Annotated in this window: 21 protein-coding genes; 14 read left to right on the top strand and 7 right to left on the bottom strand. The window is 47.6% G+C overall.

Annotated features, from left to right (window positions below; genetic code table 11):
- Nucleotides 1-58 precede the first annotated feature (58 nt).
- Entirely contained in the window at nt 59-790 is a 732-nt protein-coding gene (gene ricT, locus ACWQXP_RS14935) for a regulatory iron-sulfur-containing complex subunit RicT (protein WP_454063675.1), read from the top strand.
- A 200-nt stretch (nt 791-990) separates the two neighbouring features.
- Nucleotides 991-1,413, top strand: a complete 423-nt coding sequence (locus ACWQXP_RS14930) for a hypothetical protein (protein WP_454063674.1) — start codon at nt 991-993, stop codon at nt 1,411-1,413.
- Between the two features lie 34 nt (nt 1,414-1,447).
- Here ACWQXP_RS14930 and ACWQXP_RS14925 read toward each other — a convergent pair whose 3' ends face one another.
- The 3 genes from ACWQXP_RS14925 to ACWQXP_RS14915 form a co-directional block, all read right to left on the bottom strand.
- Nucleotides 1,448-1,774 carry a hypothetical protein gene (locus tag ACWQXP_RS14925; RefSeq protein ID WP_454063673.1) on the bottom strand — a complete coding sequence of 109 codons (327 nt, stop codon included), beginning with the start codon at nt 1,772-1,774 and terminating at the stop codon, nt 1,448-1,450.
- A gap of 376 nt (nt 1,775-2,150) precedes the next feature.
- Nucleotides 2,151-3,200, bottom strand: a complete 1,050-nt coding sequence (locus tag ACWQXP_RS14920) for a WD40/YVTN/BNR-like repeat-containing protein (protein ID WP_454063672.1) — start codon at nt 3,198-3,200, stop codon at nt 2,151-2,153.
- A gap of 111 nt (nt 3,201-3,311) precedes the next feature.
- A complete protein-coding gene (locus ACWQXP_RS14915; RefSeq protein ID WP_454063671.1) occupies nt 3,312-4,379 on the bottom strand; it encodes a lipocalin-like domain-containing protein in 1,068 nt (355 codons plus the stop codon).
- A 240-nt stretch (nt 4,380-4,619) separates the two neighbouring features.
- Here ACWQXP_RS14915 and ACWQXP_RS14910 point away from each other — a divergent pair, with 240 nt between their 5' ends.
- From ACWQXP_RS14910 to ACWQXP_RS14895, 4 genes are all read left to right on the top strand, one after another.
- A complete protein-coding gene (locus ACWQXP_RS14910) occupies nt 4,620-5,285 on the top strand; it encodes an LON peptidase substrate-binding domain-containing protein (RefSeq protein ID WP_454063670.1) in 666 nt (221 codons plus the stop codon).
- Between the two features lie 5 nt (nt 5,286-5,290).
- The gene (locus ACWQXP_RS14905; protein ID WP_454063669.1) at nt 5,291-6,280 is read left to right on the top strand and encodes an ATP-binding cassette domain-containing protein; all 990 of its coding nucleotides are present in this window, start codon (nt 5,291-5,293) and stop codon (nt 6,278-6,280) included.
- A 128-nt stretch (nt 6,281-6,408) separates the two neighbouring features.
- Nucleotides 6,409-7,188 carry an ABC transporter permease gene (locus ACWQXP_RS14900; protein ID WP_454063668.1) on the top strand — a complete coding sequence of 260 codons (780 nt, stop codon included), beginning with the start codon at nt 6,409-6,411 and terminating at the stop codon, nt 7,186-7,188.
- A 187-nt stretch (nt 7,189-7,375) separates the two neighbouring features.
- Nucleotides 7,376-8,236, top strand: coding sequence for a SirB1 family protein (locus tag ACWQXP_RS14895; RefSeq protein ID WP_454063667.1), 861 nt, complete (start codon nt 7,376-7,378; stop codon nt 8,234-8,236).
- A gap of 20 nt (nt 8,237-8,256) precedes the next feature.
- On the opposite strand, the gene ACWQXP_RS14890 is transcribed toward ACWQXP_RS14895, so the two are convergent.
- On the bottom strand, nt 8,257-9,009 hold the full coding sequence (locus ACWQXP_RS14890) for an MBL fold metallo-hydrolase (protein ID WP_454063666.1): 753 nt from the start codon (nt 9,007-9,009) through the stop codon (nt 8,257-8,259).
- Between the two features lie 65 nt (nt 9,010-9,074).
- Here ACWQXP_RS14890 and ACWQXP_RS14885 point away from each other — a divergent pair, with 65 nt between their 5' ends.
- Nucleotides 9,075-9,779: a HEAT repeat domain-containing protein gene (locus tag ACWQXP_RS14885; protein WP_454063665.1), complete on the top strand. Its 705-nt coding sequence runs from the start codon at nt 9,075-9,077 to the stop codon at nt 9,777-9,779.
- A gap of 636 nt (nt 9,780-10,415) precedes the next feature.
- On the opposite strand, the gene ACWQXP_RS14880 is transcribed toward ACWQXP_RS14885, so the two are convergent.
- Nucleotides 10,416-11,054, bottom strand: coding sequence for a hypothetical protein (locus ACWQXP_RS14880; protein WP_454063664.1), 639 nt, complete (start codon nt 11,052-11,054; stop codon nt 10,416-10,418).
- Between the two features lie 79 nt (nt 11,055-11,133).
- Between ACWQXP_RS14880 and ACWQXP_RS14875 the strand changes: the two genes are divergently transcribed.
- The 6 genes from ACWQXP_RS14875 (at nt 11,134) to ACWQXP_RS14850 (ending at nt 16,600) form a co-directional block, all read left to right on the top strand.
- Nucleotides 11,134-12,435: an ornithine cyclodeaminase gene (locus ACWQXP_RS14875; protein ID WP_454063663.1), complete on the top strand. Its 1,302-nt coding sequence runs from the start codon at nt 11,134-11,136 to the stop codon at nt 12,433-12,435.
- On the top strand, nt 12,432-13,232 hold the full coding sequence (locus ACWQXP_RS14870; protein WP_454063662.1) for a dimethylarginine dimethylaminohydrolase family protein: 801 nt from the start codon (nt 12,432-12,434) through the stop codon (nt 13,230-13,232). The genes ACWQXP_RS14875 and ACWQXP_RS14870 overlap by 4 nt, the downstream gene beginning before the upstream one ends.
- Before the next feature lie 183 nt (nt 13,233-13,415).
- On the top strand, nt 13,416-13,751 hold the full coding sequence (locus ACWQXP_RS14865) for an HNH endonuclease (RefSeq protein ID WP_454063661.1): 336 nt from the start codon (nt 13,416-13,418) through the stop codon (nt 13,749-13,751).
- Between the two features lie 411 nt (nt 13,752-14,162).
- The gene (locus ACWQXP_RS14860) at nt 14,163-15,503 is read left to right on the top strand and encodes a VWA domain-containing protein (RefSeq protein WP_454063660.1); all 1,341 of its coding nucleotides are present in this window, start codon (nt 14,163-14,165) and stop codon (nt 15,501-15,503) included.
- Between the two features lie 31 nt (nt 15,504-15,534).
- Nucleotides 15,535-16,011, top strand: a complete 477-nt coding sequence (locus tag ACWQXP_RS14855; protein ID WP_454063659.1) for a TadE/TadG family type IV pilus assembly protein — start codon at nt 15,535-15,537, stop codon at nt 16,009-16,011.
- Nucleotides 15,998-16,600, top strand: a complete 603-nt coding sequence (locus tag ACWQXP_RS14850; protein WP_454063658.1) for a TadE/TadG family type IV pilus assembly protein — start codon at nt 15,998-16,000, stop codon at nt 16,598-16,600. The genes ACWQXP_RS14855 and ACWQXP_RS14850 overlap by 14 nt, the downstream gene beginning before the upstream one ends.
- 185 nt (nt 16,601-16,785) lie before the next feature.
- Here the strand turns inward: ACWQXP_RS14850 and ACWQXP_RS14845 are convergent, their stop codons facing one another.
- Nucleotides 16,786-17,472, bottom strand: a complete 687-nt coding sequence (locus ACWQXP_RS14845; RefSeq protein WP_454063657.1) for a zinc metallopeptidase — start codon at nt 17,470-17,472, stop codon at nt 16,786-16,788.
- A 130-nt stretch (nt 17,473-17,602) separates the two neighbouring features.
- Nucleotides 17,603-19,072, bottom strand: a complete 1,470-nt coding sequence (locus ACWQXP_RS14840; RefSeq protein WP_454063656.1) for a protein adenylyltransferase SelO — start codon at nt 19,070-19,072, stop codon at nt 17,603-17,605.
- Nucleotides 19,073-19,272: 200 nt separating this feature from the next.
- Between ACWQXP_RS14840 and ACWQXP_RS14835 the strand changes: the two genes are divergently transcribed.
- Nucleotides 19,273-19,575 (top strand): hypothetical protein, encoded by a 303-nt coding sequence (locus ACWQXP_RS14835; protein ID WP_454063655.1) that lies wholly within the window; start codon nt 19,273-19,275, stop codon nt 19,573-19,575.
- Nucleotides 19,576-19,584: the final 9 nt, after the last annotated feature.

The raw sequence follows: 19,584 nt of genomic DNA, 5'->3' as shown, positions 1-19,584 counted from the left end.
TATGATAGGGGCCTCAATCCTGAAGGTTGGCTCATAATTATGAATGAGGATGATTCTCATGATAGATCAAGACCAAGATGAAGTTGTCGATGGCCAAACTGTAGCTGTTGTTGGGGTGAAAGTCCGAGATACGGGGGAAGTCAAAAAAACTCGCACGAGTGACCACACCCTGCGGATAGGTGATTATGTCATTCTGGCTCTGGACAATGATCAAACCTATGGCAAGGTGTATTCCGAAGCACAATTTCTGCCCTTTACCCCTCCCATGCGTGTGATGCGGTCCACGCTGCGAAAAGCCACAGAGGAAGATACACGGACAATTGAACGTCATGAAAAGTTAGTTGAAGAAGGTCGGGAGTATTGTCTGGAACTCATGGCATCCCTTGGCCTCGACATGAAATTGGTGGAAGTCTACAGTGCCTTTCAACGCCGGACCTTAACCTTTACCTATACTGCTGAAGGTCGTGTAGATTTTCGGCAATTAGTCAAAGACTTAGCGCGGCGATTTGGCTGCAGAATCGAGATGAGACAAATTTCAAGTCGTGAAGAAGCCGGGCGACTCAGTGGAGTTGATACGTGCGGACTTGTCTTGTGCTGCGCCAGTTTTCTCACAGATTTTAAGCCGATTAATCCTAACAAGAATGGACGTCCTGAAGGGCAATGGTCCGGAGGGGATAGCCACCGTATTGGTGTCTGCGGACGGTTGAAGTGTTGTTTGATGTTTGAAGAAGACAACTGGTCCCTGACACGACGGCAATCGCAACCATTGATTCAACCTTCCCGTCGGTAACGTGTCATCTATCAGATTGTTGTGTATGCTCCACTACCTAGTGGGTAGGATAGAGGTCTTTTCCATTTCAGATACTTGTTTCACGAGGTTAAGGCATTCAGTAACAATAGAAGAGCCTTGTTTGGCTAACAAATATTTTCAAAGCTTTTGTTGATGAATGCGTCATTTGCTAGCCTGTATTTGTTGCAGAATAAGAGGGTATGTTGAGCCCAAAGCCACGGTTTATTATCTTTGCTCACAACGCGACGTACGACAAACTTCATCAGGTTGCGACGTTGGGGTTGACGGCAGCGGCGATGGATAAAGATGTGACTGTGGTATTGCTTTTCTGGACGATCAAAAAGTTATCCGAAGGTCGTCTCAATGAATTGGACTTCCCTCCTGAATACGAAAGTCAGGCTGCTGAAGTCGCAAAGCTGATCAAGGAACGAAATGTTCCTCTGATTACGGACATGTTGGACGAGGCCAAAAAGGTTGGACAGTTTCGAGTTGTGGCGTGTAGTGCGGGGTTGGAGTATATGGGGGTCGACGCTGATGTTGTCGCCAAACACGTGGATGAAGTCATGGGGCTTCCGGCGATTCTTTTGCTAACGGCCGGGGCGGAAACAACACTTTTTATCTGAATACATGCCGTTGATGGTTATTTTGTCGTTTTGACTAGGTCGTAGATTTTTTCTTCTGATCAAAGTTTTTCACTAACGTATCAATTTGAGAGAGAAATTCCTGGAAATCTTTCGGGTTTAACGCCGTAATGTAATCGCTGTTTGCCACGCATTCTTTCGACTCTCCAGACTTTGTCCCAAAATACAAATCTTCATGCCGGACTGACGCTACCGGCTGGCCTTCACGCGGCTCAGACCAAATCAATCCACGGTATTCAAACCAGGGCCCCGGAGTGACACGACGCATCAGACGTCGATATGTGGAGATCTGGTCCTTAAGAAACTTCACGTCAACATGACGCTGTCTTGATTCCTTTGCCATAGGGGGGGCTCCTTTACAAAACAAAGGTGTTACTCAAGTTTGGTCTGTAAGGAGCCTCTACCATTATTTGGAGAAAGTCCGTTCGTTACGATCGGCCTTGCTCAAAAAGTCTTGGGCTTCTCACAAATTTTCTTGAGATAGATATGGACTTTCGTGATTTTGACGAGCGGACGCATAGGTTCGTCGTCGATCGAACAAAACCCCGAAATTCATTCATCTAGAATTTTTAAATGTCGGTGGCTGATAATAATGTTATACACGAAGGTGAAAGAGAAAGGGAAGGATGGCACCTACTCATTGTACAGGAGCATTTCACTTGTGCCGTGTGTAGGTGTGGAATTTTTGGGTATGGACTTATATTTACAGTAAAGGTGATCTAATGTGCCGAGGGCGTGAGCGGGAGCTTTGTCCAAGTGTCGCCTCCATCCTCTGATCGGTACAAACCGCCTCCGTTGGTTCCGATGTAGAGGGAGTTTGAGTCTTGGGGGTTGAGTTGAATGCTTCGAATACTGGTCGCGTCAATACCTGAGCTTTGTAGACTCCAAGTTTCTCCAGCATCGGTACTTTTTTTCACACCTTGACTTGTTGCGAGGTAGATAGTGGAAGGGTTCGACGGGTCCAGTTGAATGGCACTGACATACCCATCCCCAAGAGCTTTTCCAATTTTTGCCCAATTATTTCCTCGATTTGTACTTTTGAAGAGACCTTGGGTTGTTCCGGCATAAATGGTGCGGGTGCTGCGAGGATCAATGGCGAGGCTATTGACTCCCATGGCCATGGAAGCCATTTTGGCATCAAAGGCGACCATGCCTTCCGTCACTTTGACCCAACCCTTCGCTCCGTTTTTGGAACGATAGACCCCTCCGGTCGTTCCTGCATAGAGAATATCTGGGTTGAGAGGATCGATGGCGAGGGAGACGACAAAATTAATTTCGGTCATGCCCGACATACGCTCCGACCACGTGCGACCGCCGTCTGTACTTCGAAATACCCCTACCGTCGTTGCGGCATACAGGGTTTGACTACCATGGGGGTGAAACGCCACTTGATTGACGATTGCTGAAATGGTGCCTTTTTGTAGGCCTTGGTTAAACTGATGCCAGATTCGTCCCCCATCTGGACTGATATACGTCCCATCTCCATTCGTGCCGGCCACGATCGTGGCTGGAAGCTCAGGGTCAATAGCTAGACTAATCACGCGTGTTCGTGAGAGTTCCCCTTCAAAGCGTTCCCAACTTTTTCCGGTATCACGTGACTTATATACGGCTTCATCTGTTGCCACGTAGACAATGTTGGGCTTAGTCGGATGAAGAGCAATCGACACAATCGTGCTACTTCGTTCACCACACCCGATGAGTAACCCAATCAACACAATGGTCAGCCACCAAGCATTTCTAGGATGATAATGAGCTTTTTCTTCGTTCACGACGAGTATCCCAAGGGACGGTTTTTACAATGAGAAATGAATGGTAGACATAATAGATGCTCGGTTTGGCACCATACGCATAATACTTGGTATCCGGCAATAACGCGTCGGTTAATAGTTTTTGTCATAACCCGTTAATTCCACGTATCCCATTCCTTTGACCGGCTTCTGTTTAAATGTCCCAGACGTATCAACGGCCCCTTCCCAATATGTCACTTGAGTACTTCGATCCGTGCGTAATTCTTGATCGTTTATGCGAGGGGTAATGCGTAATCGAATATGAGGAGATTGAATGGCTAAGGTCCACTGACTGGGATATCGTGCCCCGCTTTTTGGACTTTCCCAGTGATCGAGTATGGTGATGGCGAGATTTTCACGCGTCAAGTGTTGTGAGGATCCGTCTGGAAAAATCAACGTCCCACTGGAGACAGGGGAAAACGTTCCATCTTCTTGACGGAGCCAGTAAGTCATAATGTCATGTCCGGAATCGAGTTGAAGGCTAAACCAATCCCACCCCACGAGTCCGTCTTCTAATTCTGAAGAGGCAAATTCATGGTCCATCCAACTTGTGCCGGTGACTGTAAATTCCTTGCCATCTAATTGAAGAGTTCCTGTGGTGTTCAATCGAGTCAGGGAGTAGTAATGTGAGGCGTGTTTGGCGCGAGTCCCCTTTCGGCTAATCCCGTTGAGGCCATGAATGACTGGTGATTTGGAAGAATGTGTAATCAAATCAATAGAAAAATTGTCTACTTCGGCTTGTAAATGAAATTCTTGATGGTCCTGATCGCTAGCGATTACAGACCACTGATCGATCCAGGTATGTAATCCTCCCTGTGTTGCGCCGGCTTTCCCCAGGGCTTCACGGCTGATCTTTTCAGCAAATCGAAAGTCCTCGTTTTGTTCATCAGTTAAAGCAAAATGTGCGAGATAAAGTTGGCGTATGGCCCATTGAGAGGGATTGGACCAGACACGTTCATCATCAATGGCTCGACGAAAAAAGGTTAACTCATAGCCAAATCGTCGATCATCTGGAGTGAATAAATGCCCGGTAAAGTACCACCATTCCGTCAAAAAACTTTCATGGGCTCCGTGGTCGTACGGGAAGGTGTACGTGTATCCTGCACGTGCATCTTGGAAGGCTGGTTTGGCTTGATGTCCGGTATTACCGGCAACGGCCATGCGGGAGTTTCCCCCCATCAATTCAACAACGCAGATAAAGGCGAGGAAGAAGGCTCTCTGAGATAATGAGTCGACGAAGCCAAAAGAGAAAAATGTGTGCATGGAATCTTGGCCGGGCTTATAGCATGGAGCTCAGGTGAGCGCAAATCCCTTGATTTAAGAAGTGTTTCGACTGTTCACTAGACGATCACTCTTGAAGGCATCGTTGACATTGGAGAAAACCCTCGGCTATCGTAGCCCATGTTTTCAGACGCGCATTCGACTCCATCAGAGGCGTTTTCGATCCCTGATGTCATTCCTTTTTTCCCGTTGCCGAATGTTGTCTTTTTCCCGCATACCTACTTACCACTCCATATTTTTGAGCCGCGATATCGAGAGATGATAGAGGATACGGTAGAAAGGGGCGATTGTATAGGCATGGCATTACTGAAAGATGGATGGGAAAATCAGTATTATCAAGCCCCCCCCATTCACGATTTGGGTTGTGTAGGACGGATTGTGAGTGCCAAGAAACTGTCTGATGGTCGATATAATATTGTCTTGAAAGGACTGTGCCGTGTTAGGTATGACGAACAATCGGTTGTCACACCGTATCGGCAAGCGAAAATCCAATTAATTCCGGATACACAGGAATCTCTGACGCTTGAATCAGTCATTCGAACCAAACTTGTTGAGATGGCCGTATCGTATTTAGATTTGAAAAAAGCCAAGGATCTCAGTGAGCTTCTAACCTCCGAGAACCTCGATGATGGGGTGTTAGTGAATAGTTTATCCGCTGGTCTGGATCTCACGCCATTAGAAAAGCAGTTTTTGCTCGAAGCTGAGCATCTTGTTCAACGGGCACGCCGCTTAACAGATCTTTTGAAATTTAAGCTTGCCGATCTTCAATCTTCCGCTCAAGGGTAATTTCTGTGGCCACCTCATCAGTTGCCATTGAAGTGACCGGATTGTGTAAGACGTACGATAGTCTTACCGCGGTTCAGGATTTATCGTTAACTATCCAAACCGGTGAAATCTTTGGTCTTCTCGGTCCAAACGGGGCTGGGAAAAGCACCACCCTGCGAATTCTGATTACCACCTTAAAACCCACGAGCGGCCGAGCAACCATTTTTGGTCATGATGTGGTGGCTGAAGCCGATACGGTTCGGCAATTGATCGGGTATGTTCCACAGGAACGAGCCATTGATCGGTTCCTGACGGGTAGAGAGCATTTGTTGCTTCTGGGTGACCTCTATCATTTACCAAAGGAAGAAGCCGTTCGACGGATTCAGGAACTGCTCAAGCTCGTGGACTTGGAAGACCACGCTGATCGAGTCGCCAAGACCTACTCAGGTGGTATGAAGCGAAAACTTGATATTGCTTGCGGACTTTTGCCCAATCCCAAAGTTCTTTTTTTGGACGAACCTACGTTAGGGCTCGATGTCCAAAGTCGGCTGAATGTGTGGGATTACGTGCGTCGACTCCGTGATCAAGGCATGACTATTGTGATGACGACCAATTACTTGGATGAAGCTGATCAGTTGTGTGATCGCATTGCCATAATTGATGGTGGAACGATTCGAGCAACGGGTTCACCCAAGGAATTAAAGGCTGGGCTAGGCGGAGACGGCGTGTCTCTGACATTGGGCGATGCTGACCCTGTTTTACGTGAGAAATTGGCGGAAGAAATCAAAAATCTGTCGTTTGTCCGGTCAATTCGATCGCATGAACAGGGATTAGATATTCGAGTTGATGCGCCTGAAAAGGCATTACCCGCACTGTTTGAGGCAACGAGTCGTATTGGGTGTCGCTTAGACGGCATTGAATATCATCGGCCACGCTTGGATGATGTGTTCATTAACTATACGGGCCGTTCCATGGCGGACGCGTCTTCAACTTCAGACTCCGAAGCTGCAGGATAACTCCTCTCCCCTGTCCGTTGATTATCGTTCAGGACCTTGATCGTGTGAGATCCTGTTGATAGTCAAGAATTGTGAATGGAGATAGCCTCGTAGACTCATAGGCCTGGATACGGAATTAAGGAATACCTATGCAGAATCAAATCCAAGAAGTGCTGGCACTCACAAACCGATGGGTCAAGCGACTGAGTCGAGAAAAGTTTAGTATGCTGTTTACCTTGGTTCAGCCGATGCTCTTTTGGCTTATTTTCTTTGGGAGTCTTTTTCAACGGGCAGCCGACGTCAATGTTGTTCAAGCTCCGAATTATATTAGTTTTCTTGCTGCCGGTGTGGTGGTGATGACGGTGTTGAACAATGGTCTTGCCGGCGGGGTCGATTTGTTATTCGATAAAGAGAATGGATTTTTGGAACGATTAATGGCCACTCCGATTCGTCGCTCATCAGTCATTCTCAGTCGATTTCTCTTCGTAATGGCCATTACGGCGATGCAAATTTTAGTGATTCTTGGTGTGGCCTTCTTTTTTGATGTCCGTCCAGAAACTGGTCTATTAGGTATTGCCTTGATCCTCTTTATCGGAATGTTATTCGGTGTCGGATTAACGGCTATTTCGATGGCTATGGCGTTTTCTGTAAAAAGTCATGGAGATTTCTTTTCAGTGCTGGGGTTTTTATCACTCCCCATGATTTTCCTCAGTTCGGCATTAGTGCCTCTTTCCGCCATGCCTGGGTGGATGCAGGCCTTAGCCGCGCTCAATCCGATGACGTGGGTCATAGATGCGGTTCGTCCTTTAATTTTGACTGGGTGGGAGGCTGCGATTCCACAAGTGATGATTGCACTGGGGGTTCTGCTCGTCTTTGATGCGCTGTGTCTCTATGGTGGGGCAAAAGCGTTCAGGAAAACGGTAGGCTAGCCTGGTCGGATAGGATACACAGATATCGAGTACATGTTAAAGTCTTGACAAAGAGAAGAATGTTCTAACGTGTTATGAATTAAGAACGTTCTCTTGGACGTTGATTCTCAAGGCTTTAACCCTGTCGCCAATGGGATAGGTCGTTACAATAACATCAAAAACGGAACCAAAAAAACGGTAAAGGTTTATGGAAATCGATTCATCGACAGAGCGGAAGATCCAATCCCTGCTTCACTTATTAACTGATCCCAACCCTCAGGTGGCCGATACGATTCAGCAGGAATTAGTCACTATGGGCGAAGTAGTGTTGCCATTCCTGGAAAGTTTTGATTGGCGCGGGCAAGAGTTAGAGCTACGTCTTGTTGATATTCGAGAAGATATCAGGTTTCTCACGCTACAGAATGAATTAAGGCAACTTCTCTCAAACGGTGAACAGCCGTTTGATTTAGAGGCCGCAATCTTTCTGCTGGCTCGAACGGCGTATCCGAATATCGATATGCGTTACTACACCCAACAGCTTGATGAATTGGCTGAAGAAATTCGGCCTCGCCTTCTTCCATCATTTACGGAAGAACAAGCCAATCAAATTCTCTGCCGCTATCTCTTTCAGGAAAAAGGATTTTTTGGGAATCGAGAGCACTATTATGATCCAGACAATAGTTTTCTGAATCGTGTGCTCGATCGTCGTACCGGTATCCCGATTACGTTGTCAGCGCTTTATTTATTTCTGTCGAATCGATTAGGTCTGTCCTGTGTCGGTGTCGGAATGCCCGGGCATTTTGTGGTCAAGCTGAAGAAGACAGAACCTGCGGTGTATATTGATTGTTTTAACGGAGGGGCATTTTTGCAGGAGAAGGATTGTCAGCAATTTCTCACGGAGGCTGGTGTGAAATTTGATGAAGTGTACTTGGAGCATACGCCCAATAATTTAATTGTGGCTCGCATGATTAGAAATCTCATTGGTGTGTATGAAAAACAACAAGAGACTCGACAAGTTGATCGCTTGAATGGATTAATGACCTCTTTGGAACATGTAGTAAAGCGGTAACCAATATAGGCGTTCCTTGATCAACAATTCAGTGTCAATAAATCTCGAGCTAAGGTAATTCTCCCACCAAAGACACGAGCTGCCTGCTTTTTCACGTCGAACCGTTCTGCAATTTGGTAAAAGTGCGATAAAATTAAGCGTTTGACTCCAGCCTCTTCGGCAACCCTGCCACAATCCTCCGCATGCATATGAGCCACTCCTGGACGATTTTTGGGAAATGAACAATCCAAAATGGCAAGATCAACATCTCGACACAACCGCACGAGACTTGATGAATAGCATGCATCACCTGAATACGCGAAGCGTCGGCCTTGATGCTCGACTCGGTACCCCAAGCATGTTTGTTGGTCGGTATGCGTCATTGTTCGAGGGGTAATGCGTGTGGTGCCAATCGTAAATGTGCGTGTTTCGACTTCTTTGAGTGTGACCTGAAATGGGGGCTTGTCAAAGGCAGGAAAAGTCTTGAAAATACTGCCAAAGAGTTTTTTCGTACCTTTGGGTCCTATCACAGTGAGGTCTGGGCGTTTGCTCACATAGCGAGCATGGCAGACGGCATCAAAAAAGAACGTAATAAAGTCGGAGAAGTGATCGGCATGATAATGCGTGAAGAGGAGATGTTGAATTCGATGACGATTGACCCCTGTTTTCAGAAGGTTCATCAGGGTGCGAGGTCCGAAGTCGATCAGAAACGGTTGACTGGCTTGCACCAGGTATCCCGCGGCAGCGCGGCGAGGATGGAGATTTGTCCCCGATCCCAAAATGGTGACTTTCATAGAGCCTCCGGTTCCTTCCACCCTAGAAGTGATGAGAATTTCTGTCAAGTCGGCTGGAGAAATCTATGACAAGTGACTCTCGCCCAACGGGCCAACTCAATGTACTGGCTGGATTGGTTGGCCTGGGGGTATTGGTGGGCAGTATCTGGGTGTGGAATCATTTATCGTTTGATACGCAGGATTGGATTGTTGATGACATTGTCCCGATTCTGCTTGTGGTGGTGATCGCTGGCCTCGGTCTTGGGGTTGTCGTGCGGAACATTCGAGCACGGCGTCAAACGCGAGCACAACGTGATCGACTGGTTAAGCGCTTTGAGCAAGAACCATCATCAAAAAAGCGATTGGACATCGCGTGTGTGCTGATTGAACTCAATGACTATCAACGAGCAGGGTTAGAGCGTATCGCGACGCCAATGGCTGAGCTATTTATCTCCACCATCAAAACGGCGTTGGGAGATAAACAGCATCGTATTCGAGGGATGGCGGCGAGTTATTTGGGGGTGTTGGATTATCGACCAGCTATTCCATTATTAATTCGATCCCTTGAGGATGATCATGCACATGTTCGAGCATCGGCTGCGTTGGCGCTTGGTCGAATGCGTGCATTGGAAGCGAGGGCAAAGCTTGAAGAAACCATGAAAGAAGATTGGGATCAAACGGTTAGAAGCCGTTCGCGTGAAGCCTTTGAACGGATTAAGCGGGCGGAAGGTCAGCCGTTACTTGAAAAGACAGGGAGCTCGTCTGAAATCAGCAATCGCCGGGAGGGTTGAGGCTAGGCTAAAGGCTTATGTTCATCCATCTATTGCTTAAAACACAGGTGTAACAGTATATGAGATTAGAGGTGCCCTAGGCCACGATAGTTGGATAGGCCAACGGCTTATTGTGTCCCTCTCTTTGAACTGAAATGCCTGAGCAACCGAAGGTGGGATTAGAGGTGCCCTAGGCCACGATAGTTGGGTAGGCCAACGGCTTATTGTGTCCCTTTCTTTGAACTGAAATGCCTGAGCAACTGAAGGTGGGATTAGAGGTGCCCTAGGCCACGATAGTTGGGTAGGCCAACGGCTTATTGTGTCCCTTTCTTTGAACTGAAATGCCTGAGCAACTGAAGGTGGGATTAGAGGTGCCCTAGGCCACGATAGTTGGGTAGGCCAACGGCTTATTGTGTCCCTTTCTTTGAACTGAAATGCCTGAGCAACTGAAGGTGGGATTAGAGGTGCCCTAGGCCACGATAGTTGGGTAGGCCAACGGCTTATTGTGTCCCTCTCTTTGAACTGAAATGCCTGAGCAACTGAAGGTGGGATTAGAGGTGCCCTAGGCCACGATAGTTGGGTGCTGATTGGCTAGATACACTGCAGATTTTGTTGGGCTTTCAAATCCATATGATATTTCAATTACAAGTGCCCTAGCTAGTTAATCTCCCGATTCAGGGCTTTTTGATCGGCAGAGGTAAACCGATATCCCTTTTCCAGTAAAATCCCCAAACTCCTGGTCAGTGTTTCAATCTCCCCTTTATCCATCACCGTATCAAATAAACCGTTGAGGCGGCTTACATACAGAGAAGAAGGCAGATGGGGTTCAAACGTAACGCCGAATGATTCCATCACATCCTGTAACTCCATTCCCGCATAGTTTTCGTCGTCATCTCTATCTCCGACGAGCGCAAACTCAAAAAACGTCAGACTCAGAGAAAGCGTTTGTTGGGTGCGCGAAAACGCTTCTCTGGCCTCATCAAGCCCTTTGGGGTATCGAGACGAACAGTCAAAGTTTTCTGGGGGTTGGGATGCAGGAATATAAGAAATTCTCTCAACTTGTGGCGTTTCAGGTTTCTTCTCTTTCTTATAAAAAAAGGACGTACATGATTGTGCCACGTAGAAGTCCTGCTTGTTCTGTAATATGTGTTGACTAATGTGACTGGTAAACCCTCGAAACACTTCTGTCCCGGTGGAGCCTAAAGCGGAGTCAACAGCAATTGTACCCGAGAAGAGCGAAAGAACCGGGAAAATGAACCAGATGTGCATGTGTGTCGAGTTAAGGTTTTTGAACATACGAGATAGTCCTTTCACACCTTCAAGTATACCAGGTGACTCTAACCCTTACCAGTTGAGAGTAGCAGGGTGGGTGTGAATGAAATCTAGATTATGCACTCAAGAAAATCGTGATAAAATAATATTGATGCAAACCGAAACCATCATTCTTCACGGACACATCATCGATTCTCTGATCCTGGCCAAGGTGTTAGATACGATTGTCATGCTGGGAGGAACATTTGATCTATTAGACGTCAAAATTGGAGCGACGCGAGAAGAGTCCTCCCACGTCATGATTCAGGTCAAAGCCGAGACTTCTTCACTTCTGTCAGAGATCATCGAAGCTATTCAACCCCATGGGGCCACCGTTGAAAGTGAGAGTGATTGCACCATTCAACCGGCACCAGCCGATGGGATCCTGCCGGATTCATTTTATGCAACTAGTCATCTCCCTACACAGGTTCGCTTGAATGGTCAGTGGATTGAGGTCGAACGTACAGAGATGGATTTGGCTATTGCTGTACGGCAACATCCCCCATCAGCCAGAATGTTGCCAATGGCAGAGGTCAAGAAAGATGACCTCATCGTGACAGGAGGTGAAGGAGTCAAGGTCTTTCCGCTTGAACGACCTCACGAGCGGGATGTGTTTGGATTTATGGAAGCGCAAGTTTCTTCGGAGCGTCCGCATCGCCATATCATGTCTGACATCGCGAAGCGGATGCAAATCATCAAACAGCAACGAGAATCCGAAGATCCTTCGCAGAAAGTCCTCTTAGCCGGTGGGCCGGCCATTGTACATGCGGGTGGTCGAGAGGCACTGGCCTGGCTAATTGACTCAGGGTATATACATGTACTGTTTTGTGGAAATGCCTTAGCCGCACATGATATGGAAGCCGGTCTATTTGGGACCTCATTGGGCTACAGTCTTGGAGCTGGACGAGCCGTGCCTCATGGGCACGAACATCATCTACGAACGATCAATCGTATTCGGAGCGTTGGAAGTATAGAGAAAGCGGTAGAGTCAGGGCTCGTTCGTGACGGCATCATGGCAGCCTGTGTCCGTCGAGGCGTGGATGTGGTGATGGCTGGAACCATTCGCGATGATGGTCCGTTGCCAGGAGTCATCACTGATTCGATTCAAGCTCAGTCAGCGATGAGAGCCGCGCTTCCAGGTGTGGGGCTTGTCCTCCTGGTTGCTTCAACCCTCCATGCCGTTGCCACAGGAAACTTGCTGCCGGCAACGGTTCCGACGGTGTGTGTGGACATCAATCCAGCGGTCCCTACCAAACTGAGTGACCGGGGCAGTTTCCAGGCTGTCGGGCTGGTTATGGATTCTTCCTCTTTTTTGGGTGAGTTGGCACGAGAACTGGGTTGGCAAAATGAAGAGAGCAAACAATGAGCCGTCTTTTGATGTGTCGACCGGATTATTTTGGGATTGAATACGAAATCAACCCGTGGATGCGGATCTCCAATGCCTCCGATCCAGCAACCTGCCAAGCTCAATGGTTGGGACTCGTCCATCTACTTGAAAAAGACATTGGAATAAAAATCGAATACATTGAACCAACCAAAGGTTTGCCGGATTTAGTGTTCACAGCCAATGCTGGAGTTGTGGCTCAAGGGAAAGCCGTTCCCAGTCGGTTTCGTCACCCTGAACGTCAGCGCGAGGAACAATACTTTGAACGGTGGTTTGAAGAACGGGGTTACGACGTTATACGATTGGACCCAGATCTGTATTTTGAAGGCGCGGGAGATCTTTTAGGGTTTGCTGATGTTTGGTTTGGAGGGTATCGGCAACGCAGCGATGTTCGCGCGTATACAGTATTAACCGAAGTCTTTCATAAAGAAATTCTTCCCCTTGAACTGGTCAGTACCAAGTTTTATCATCTCGATACCTGTTTTTGTCCGCTCAGTGGTGGTGAATTACTATATTTCCCTGACGCATTTGACTCCTATGCACAGACGGTCATCGAATCACGTCTTGCGAAAACACGACGGATACCGGTTCCTCCTCAAGAGGCTGAGCGTTTTGCTTGTAATGCCGTGTGTATTGAGCGTCATGTCGTCCTTCCCACGGGATGTCCTGAAACTATGCGGCTGCTGGAGGGGAAAGGCTATCATGCGCATCAACTTGAATTGGATGAATTTTTAAAAGCCGGTGGGTCAGCGAAATGTCTGACGCTTGCTTTAGACTGAGTTGTCGCTTGTTGAAGAAAAATAGCGTATCTCGTCGTTATAGCCGTTTCAAAAAACTTACGACTTCTGCAGTGGAGAACCGCGCGTCGTCTCTTTGAGTAATTTAGCGGGAATGCATTTAGATTCGCTATAGTATCTCGTATTTCGTCAAAGACAAAGAGAGTAAGGTAGAATCCCGCAATTATGTCCAGCCATGAATCGTATTACGAACTCGACAGTGACCCGGCTTTGCAGCGGCACATCAAGGTGGAACGGGAACGTGCGCGAAAACTCCGAAAAACTCAATGGTGGCTGACTCTGCTTAATAAAGGCATCTGTCACTATTGTCAAAATACGTTCCCTTCATCGGAACTCACTATGGACCATAAAACCCCTCTCGCTCGAAAGGGGAAAAGCACCAAAGGTAATGTGGTTCCAGCCTGTCGACCCTGTAACCAACAGAAGCAATTAGATACGCCTGCCGAAACTCTCCTCAACAAATTAGATGCTCTTTCATCCCAATCGGTTTCCCCTCAGTGATATGGTTTGATTGATACAACACTCGGTGAAAGAAAAATTTTAGGTTTTGATCGACTGTTCTCTCTTGTCATAAAAAATAGGGATAACCCAGGACATCGGATAGAAACAAACAAGATTGAGCATTCATGACCTGTAAGCACCTGGATTCCTCGGCATGGCCACTCTCCAAGAACTTCCTTTTTCATCGCTGACTGACCGCAAAGAATCCACAACTCCTTAAAAGTCATACTCTTTTTCTTCAACTTCCGACACAGATTGTCCGATAAAGTTCGATAAAGGTCATTATCGTTTGTGCCCATTTGCCGTCTTGACGATAGCGGTTCCATCGGTGAGATCTTCCAGGACAAACTCGATATGAAAATGATGACATGCTCAGCTTTTATAGAAGATAGAAAAAATCATTTGAAATTCATGACTCATACTTCATTACACAATAACAGAGGCGGCTTCCTCGTATTAGGGTCAGTATTTGTTGTCTTGCTCTTCGGGTTTGCCGCGCTGGGCATTGAAGCTGGTCGATGGTTTGCCGTGAAAGCGGAAATGGCCAAAGCCGTCGATGCCGCATCACTGACCGGGGCCACTCATCTCACGAATCCCAATATTCCAGATAAAGTTTTGTTTATGCAGCAAATGGCGAATGCGAATTTTCCCAATGGTCTCTTAGGGACCGATCAATACACCACCTTTACTGTGGATAAAAACGATGTCACGAACAAAGTGACCATTAGCGGAGAGGCGAATGTCTTGAACACGGTCAGTCGAGCGTTAACGTATGCGGGTGATAGCGTGGCTGTTCAAGCGTTAGGAGCCGCCAGGCTTGGCGGAGCTGAAGTGGTGTTGGTTACAGATATCTCTGGGTCCATGAGCGGCACGCCAGTCGCAGATCTCAGAGATGCGGCGCAACAATTTATTGACAATTTTGAAGATACCCAGGACCGAAGTAAGTTTGGTCTTGTGTCTTTTGCGACAGGTGCGGTCGTTGACTATGCCTTGCAAACGAATTTTCACCTGGACTTGACGACTGCTATCAGTGGTCTATCTGCAAATGGTGGTACTAATACATCGGAGGCCTTAGCTAAAGCTCGAACCAATACGGGTTTTACGTCCTATACGACCGAGCCGCTCAATGAACGGGATGATCAATATGTGATTTTGATTTCCGATGGTCAGCCAACGGCATTTCGTGCGCAGTTTGCCCAAAATGGTTATCCTCCAATTCATTCGGCGGTTGTCCAAAGTTATACTGATACCCACAGTCTCGTCAAAACGTCTCTGTACGACCCAGATTATAGAAATGCGCAATTTCTGGGAGGCAGTATTGCTCCGTTGCCGAGAGGTGACGGATTACCTATTGGGTCGTCTAGTTGTACGATTCCTCCTCCTCCAGCCCCCCCCAAAGTGACAACGAAATGGTGGATTCTCGAGGATTTGACGTATGGTCCGTCCAGCGCGAGCAACTACTATGCACCCCTGGCGGGAGGAGGGTCTGAAGATTGTATGGATGATCCTGCCGCTTCTGCAATTGGCGGCTATGTAATCCAAACAGCTGAAAAAAGGGCTATTGATGAAGCGGCGTTGATCAAAGCTCAAAATATCAAGATTTACGTGATTGGATTTGGATCAGTCAATCAGTCATTTTTGAATCAAGTCTCAAGTGGGCCGAACTATCGTTTTTATGCTGCCAGTTCGTCTGAGTTGGAAGGCTTGCTCCAAATTATTGCCAATCGTTTGAAGTTGAGACTGTTGCAATAGTCTTCTGTCTGACGAAGAGATGAACGTACCGATGATAAGGGATGCACAAGGTTCAACGGCTCTTGAGTTTTCGCTTGTTCTGCCGTTGTTTTTACTCGTGGTGATGGTGGTGACGGAGTTTGGCTGGTTCTATGTTCATCAACATGCGCTGCAATTTGCCACGAGAGAGGGAATGCGTGTCGGGCTTCTGGGCGTGACACTCAAAGATGAGAATAATAATACTTTGTCGCGAGAAGCTTCTATTGCCAAAGCCATACAAGATCAAACCTTCTCTATCATGGAGATTGATCCGGCTAAAATATGGGTTTTCCCGGTCGGCGCTGATTATTCGGATCCAGCTTCTTGGGACACGAACCCCTCCAATGCTGGAGGCAGCGGGTCATACATGCGAGTGCGTGTACATTACGAACATCAGTTTTTGACGCCGTTTCTTGATACATACTTCACGAATAACGGATCTGGAATTCTCATGGCGGCGGAAGGCACGTATCGAAATGAAGACTTTTAAGAACACAAAAAAACATTGCACAGATACAGGAATAGGCGAACAAGGCATTGCGGCGGTCGAAGGCCTGTTTATGATGTTAGTGTTTCTTGCGATCGCCTTTGGGATTGTGGAATTTGGTTCGATGATTCATGCGCAGACCACCGTGACACACATTGCCAGAGAAGGAGGGAACCTGGCTTCACGCGATATCAATGCCGGTAATGACTTATTGGACCTCCTTGCTGCTTCAAGCTCATCGTTGGATTTTGCTCAGAACCCAGGTGATTACAAAATATTTCTCGTTTCCGTTCAAGCCGGTGATGCGACAGATAATGCACCCTCGTGTGACACGGTGTTTCAACGAGGAACGTTGTCAGGAAATACAATTCGTTCTCCTCAGGTGGAGCCCAACTGTGGTCTAACCCCCGAACTGGCGACGTATCTCACGCATGATGGAACCTTGTCCGCGATAGAGCGTCTGACCGTTGTCAGGGTGTATTATCATCATGCGCCGCTGACCCCGCTGGGTCGTATATTAGCCGCACCGATGTTTAGTAGCATTCAAACGGATGTTGGTGATATCGTTATGACAAGCCAGTCAATCTTTTGAATAGTCTTCTCTTTCCTCATTTGAGCCTGCTGAACCCCCCCCCGCCCGCCTTCGTGCCCTCTGCTGAAGCTTCGGTTTGTAGGCCAGCGGCATTCTCTTGACTGGTCGCTCGTGAAATGTAAAAGAAAAACCAGAAGATTCGTCCTACGAGATACGAGCAACGCTTCACGAGCGACGAGCCTATCCTACCGTCGCATCATAGCAATCCAACGCCAGAGATTTAGTAAACTGGCCATTGATCCAGCAACATAAGTGAGTGCGGCGGCTTTGAGAATCCGCCTAGCGCCAGTCAGATCTTCGCGCGTGAGATATCCTCCTTGCTCTAAGACGGGAAGCGCTCGACGGAAACTCGCATCCCATTCCACCGGCAGAGTCATAACATGAATCAGTGTCCCAATCCCCATCGTGGCAATGCCGGCGACCATGACCAAGAGTCCGGCTGCCGGTGCTCGTGTGAAGCCAGCCACAAGAGGAATGCCTAACATGACAAACGACCCGATCTTTTCTGCTTTCTGGGCAACACGAACCAAACGTGTCCGTTCTTTGAGTGGAGTGTATGAGGCTTGATCTTGGAGGGCATGCCCAACTTCATGTGCGGCAATGGTCGCAGCCGTCAACGACTTTCCGTAGTAGTTCTCTGAATGGAGTCTGACGATTTTTGTAATTGGATCATAGTGGTCACCCATATCCGTGGTTTCAACTTGAACCTCTTCAAGATGAAACCGGTCCAGGAGATGTCTGGCCAATTCACTTCCCGTTCCAGGGAAATCTTCTCTCGGAGCTCGATGTTGTGCAAAGACTCGTTTAACCCAAAGTTGCGGGCCGATAAAGACCGCGGCGAGAAGAATCAGAAGTAAGACAACGCGAATCATGGAAATGTCGGAAGAGGTATGATGAGAAACGTACGACGAAGAAAGAGATGAAAGTTTAAGCTATTGATCTGGTGTGTGAGTGAACCAGGCATAGTTATTTTTGACCTGAACATGTTGTTATTTACCATAGCTATGATGAACAACTGACAATGATTGAGCTACTGTCTGAATCTTGTGGAATAGCATAGGCTTCCATCCCTGGCTGCTCGGTAAATGGATCATTCAACAGGTTCAAAAGACGGTCGATTTCGGCATAATCCTTATGTCGTGTCGCTTGTTCAATGGCTTTTTGGGCCAGGTGGTTTCGTAGGATGTACTTTGGATTCGACTGATTCATCCGTATCTGACGTTCTCGGTCTCGGCTTTTTTCGGCTTGCAGCCGATCACGGTAGCGTGCTGTCCAATCATCAAACGCTTCACGGTGGAGAAATTGATCTCTGATAGCTGAATTTCCATTGGGAGATTCTTGCTGAAACTTGCTCAGCGATCGGAAAAGGTTCGTATAGTCGGTACGACTGGAATCCATCAGATTCAACAAGTCCGTGACTAATTTATCGTCGCCCGTATGCGTTTCGATGAGGCCTAATTTCTTTTTCATCAAGCCTGCATATTTTTCCAGCATGGTCTTTTCATACAATTCAGGTGCTGCCTGAATCTCGGCCTGCTCGATCAACGGGGACATCGCTTTCGCCAAAGCCCGGATGTTCCAGTACCCGATATCGGGTTGGTGTTGAAACGAATAGCGTCCACGGTGATCGGAATGGTTGCACACGAACCCAGGGTGGAATGCTTCCATAAACCCATAGGGCCCGTAATCGATGGTCAGGCCCAAAATGGACATGTTGTCTGTGTTCATGACGCCATGCGACCAACCGACGGCTTGCCATTGCGCGATCATCTCACCAGTACGAACCGCGACTTCATGAAGGAGTCGGGCATATCGGTTTTCGACATCAACTAAGTGTGGGTAGTGATGCTGAATGACGTAATCGGCGAGAATTTTTAGGTTCTCATGCTGTCCACGGTAGAAAAAGACTTCAAATGTTCCAAATCGAACATGACTGGGTGCCATTCGGAGTAGCATAGCGCCTGGCTCAGGAGTTTCCCGCCAGACGATTTCTTCCCCACTGACAATGCACAGACTTCGGGTGGTGGAAATGCCCAACGCATGCATGGCTTCGCCACATAAGTACTCACGAATGGTGGATCGCAGGACGGCTCGGCCATCTCCATCGCGAGAAAATCGTGTCAGTCCAGCCCCCTTTAATTGTAACTCCCATGTTTCACCCTCATCAGTTCGAACCTCACCAAGCAAAATCGCTCGGCCATCCCCTAACTGTGGCACATAGTGACCAAACTGATGACCGGAATACAACGTAGCAAGGGGGTCACTCCCAGGAAATAGCTTTGCCCCACAAAAGTATTCGGCAAACTCAGGCCGTTTAGCCTCATTTGGGTCAAGATGAATAAGTTCGGCTGCAGCAGGATTCACACTCACGAGGTGAGGATTAGGAAATGGAGTCGGGCGAACCCGCTGAAAAAACCCCTCGGGTAAGCGGGTATACGAATTATCAAATGAGAGAGTTTCAAGTGTCTGCATATCTGTTCGGCTCCTATGACGAGATGATTTCTCATTATAACCTGTAGAGGTCTCAGCCTGGCTACTGTCCTGCAATGACTTGACAGATTTGTTGCAATCGTGCAGCCTCTTCAAGACTCGCAGCAAACTCACAGGTCAGAGGGTGGAATCGTCGATTTTCTGCTCATAAGTATCACTCATCAAGAAGAAAGTTGTTGCTAATGACCAACCTTACCAACCTTACCAACCTTTGGCAGATTCATCAGGATGCAAAATGGCCAGAGGCGTTAGACAATGCCGAGGGTGAGTTGATGATGTTGGATACGGTCATTGTGGGATGTATCACCTATTATGTGGAAGAAAAAGAGTTGGATCCTCAACGGGTCGAGATCCTTCAGGATAGTCTTTCTGAGCTCGATCAATTGTTGCCGGATTTACCAGATGAGGGGATGGAATATTTTTCTCGGTTGCGACAATTAGGAACCTTCATTCTCAAAGAGTCGTCTGACGCACACACCTCATAAGGGAGTAAG

This window comes from Candidatus Nitrospira salsa (assembly GCF_965152625.1).
This window is presented reverse-complemented; position numbering and strand designations above follow the sequence as displayed.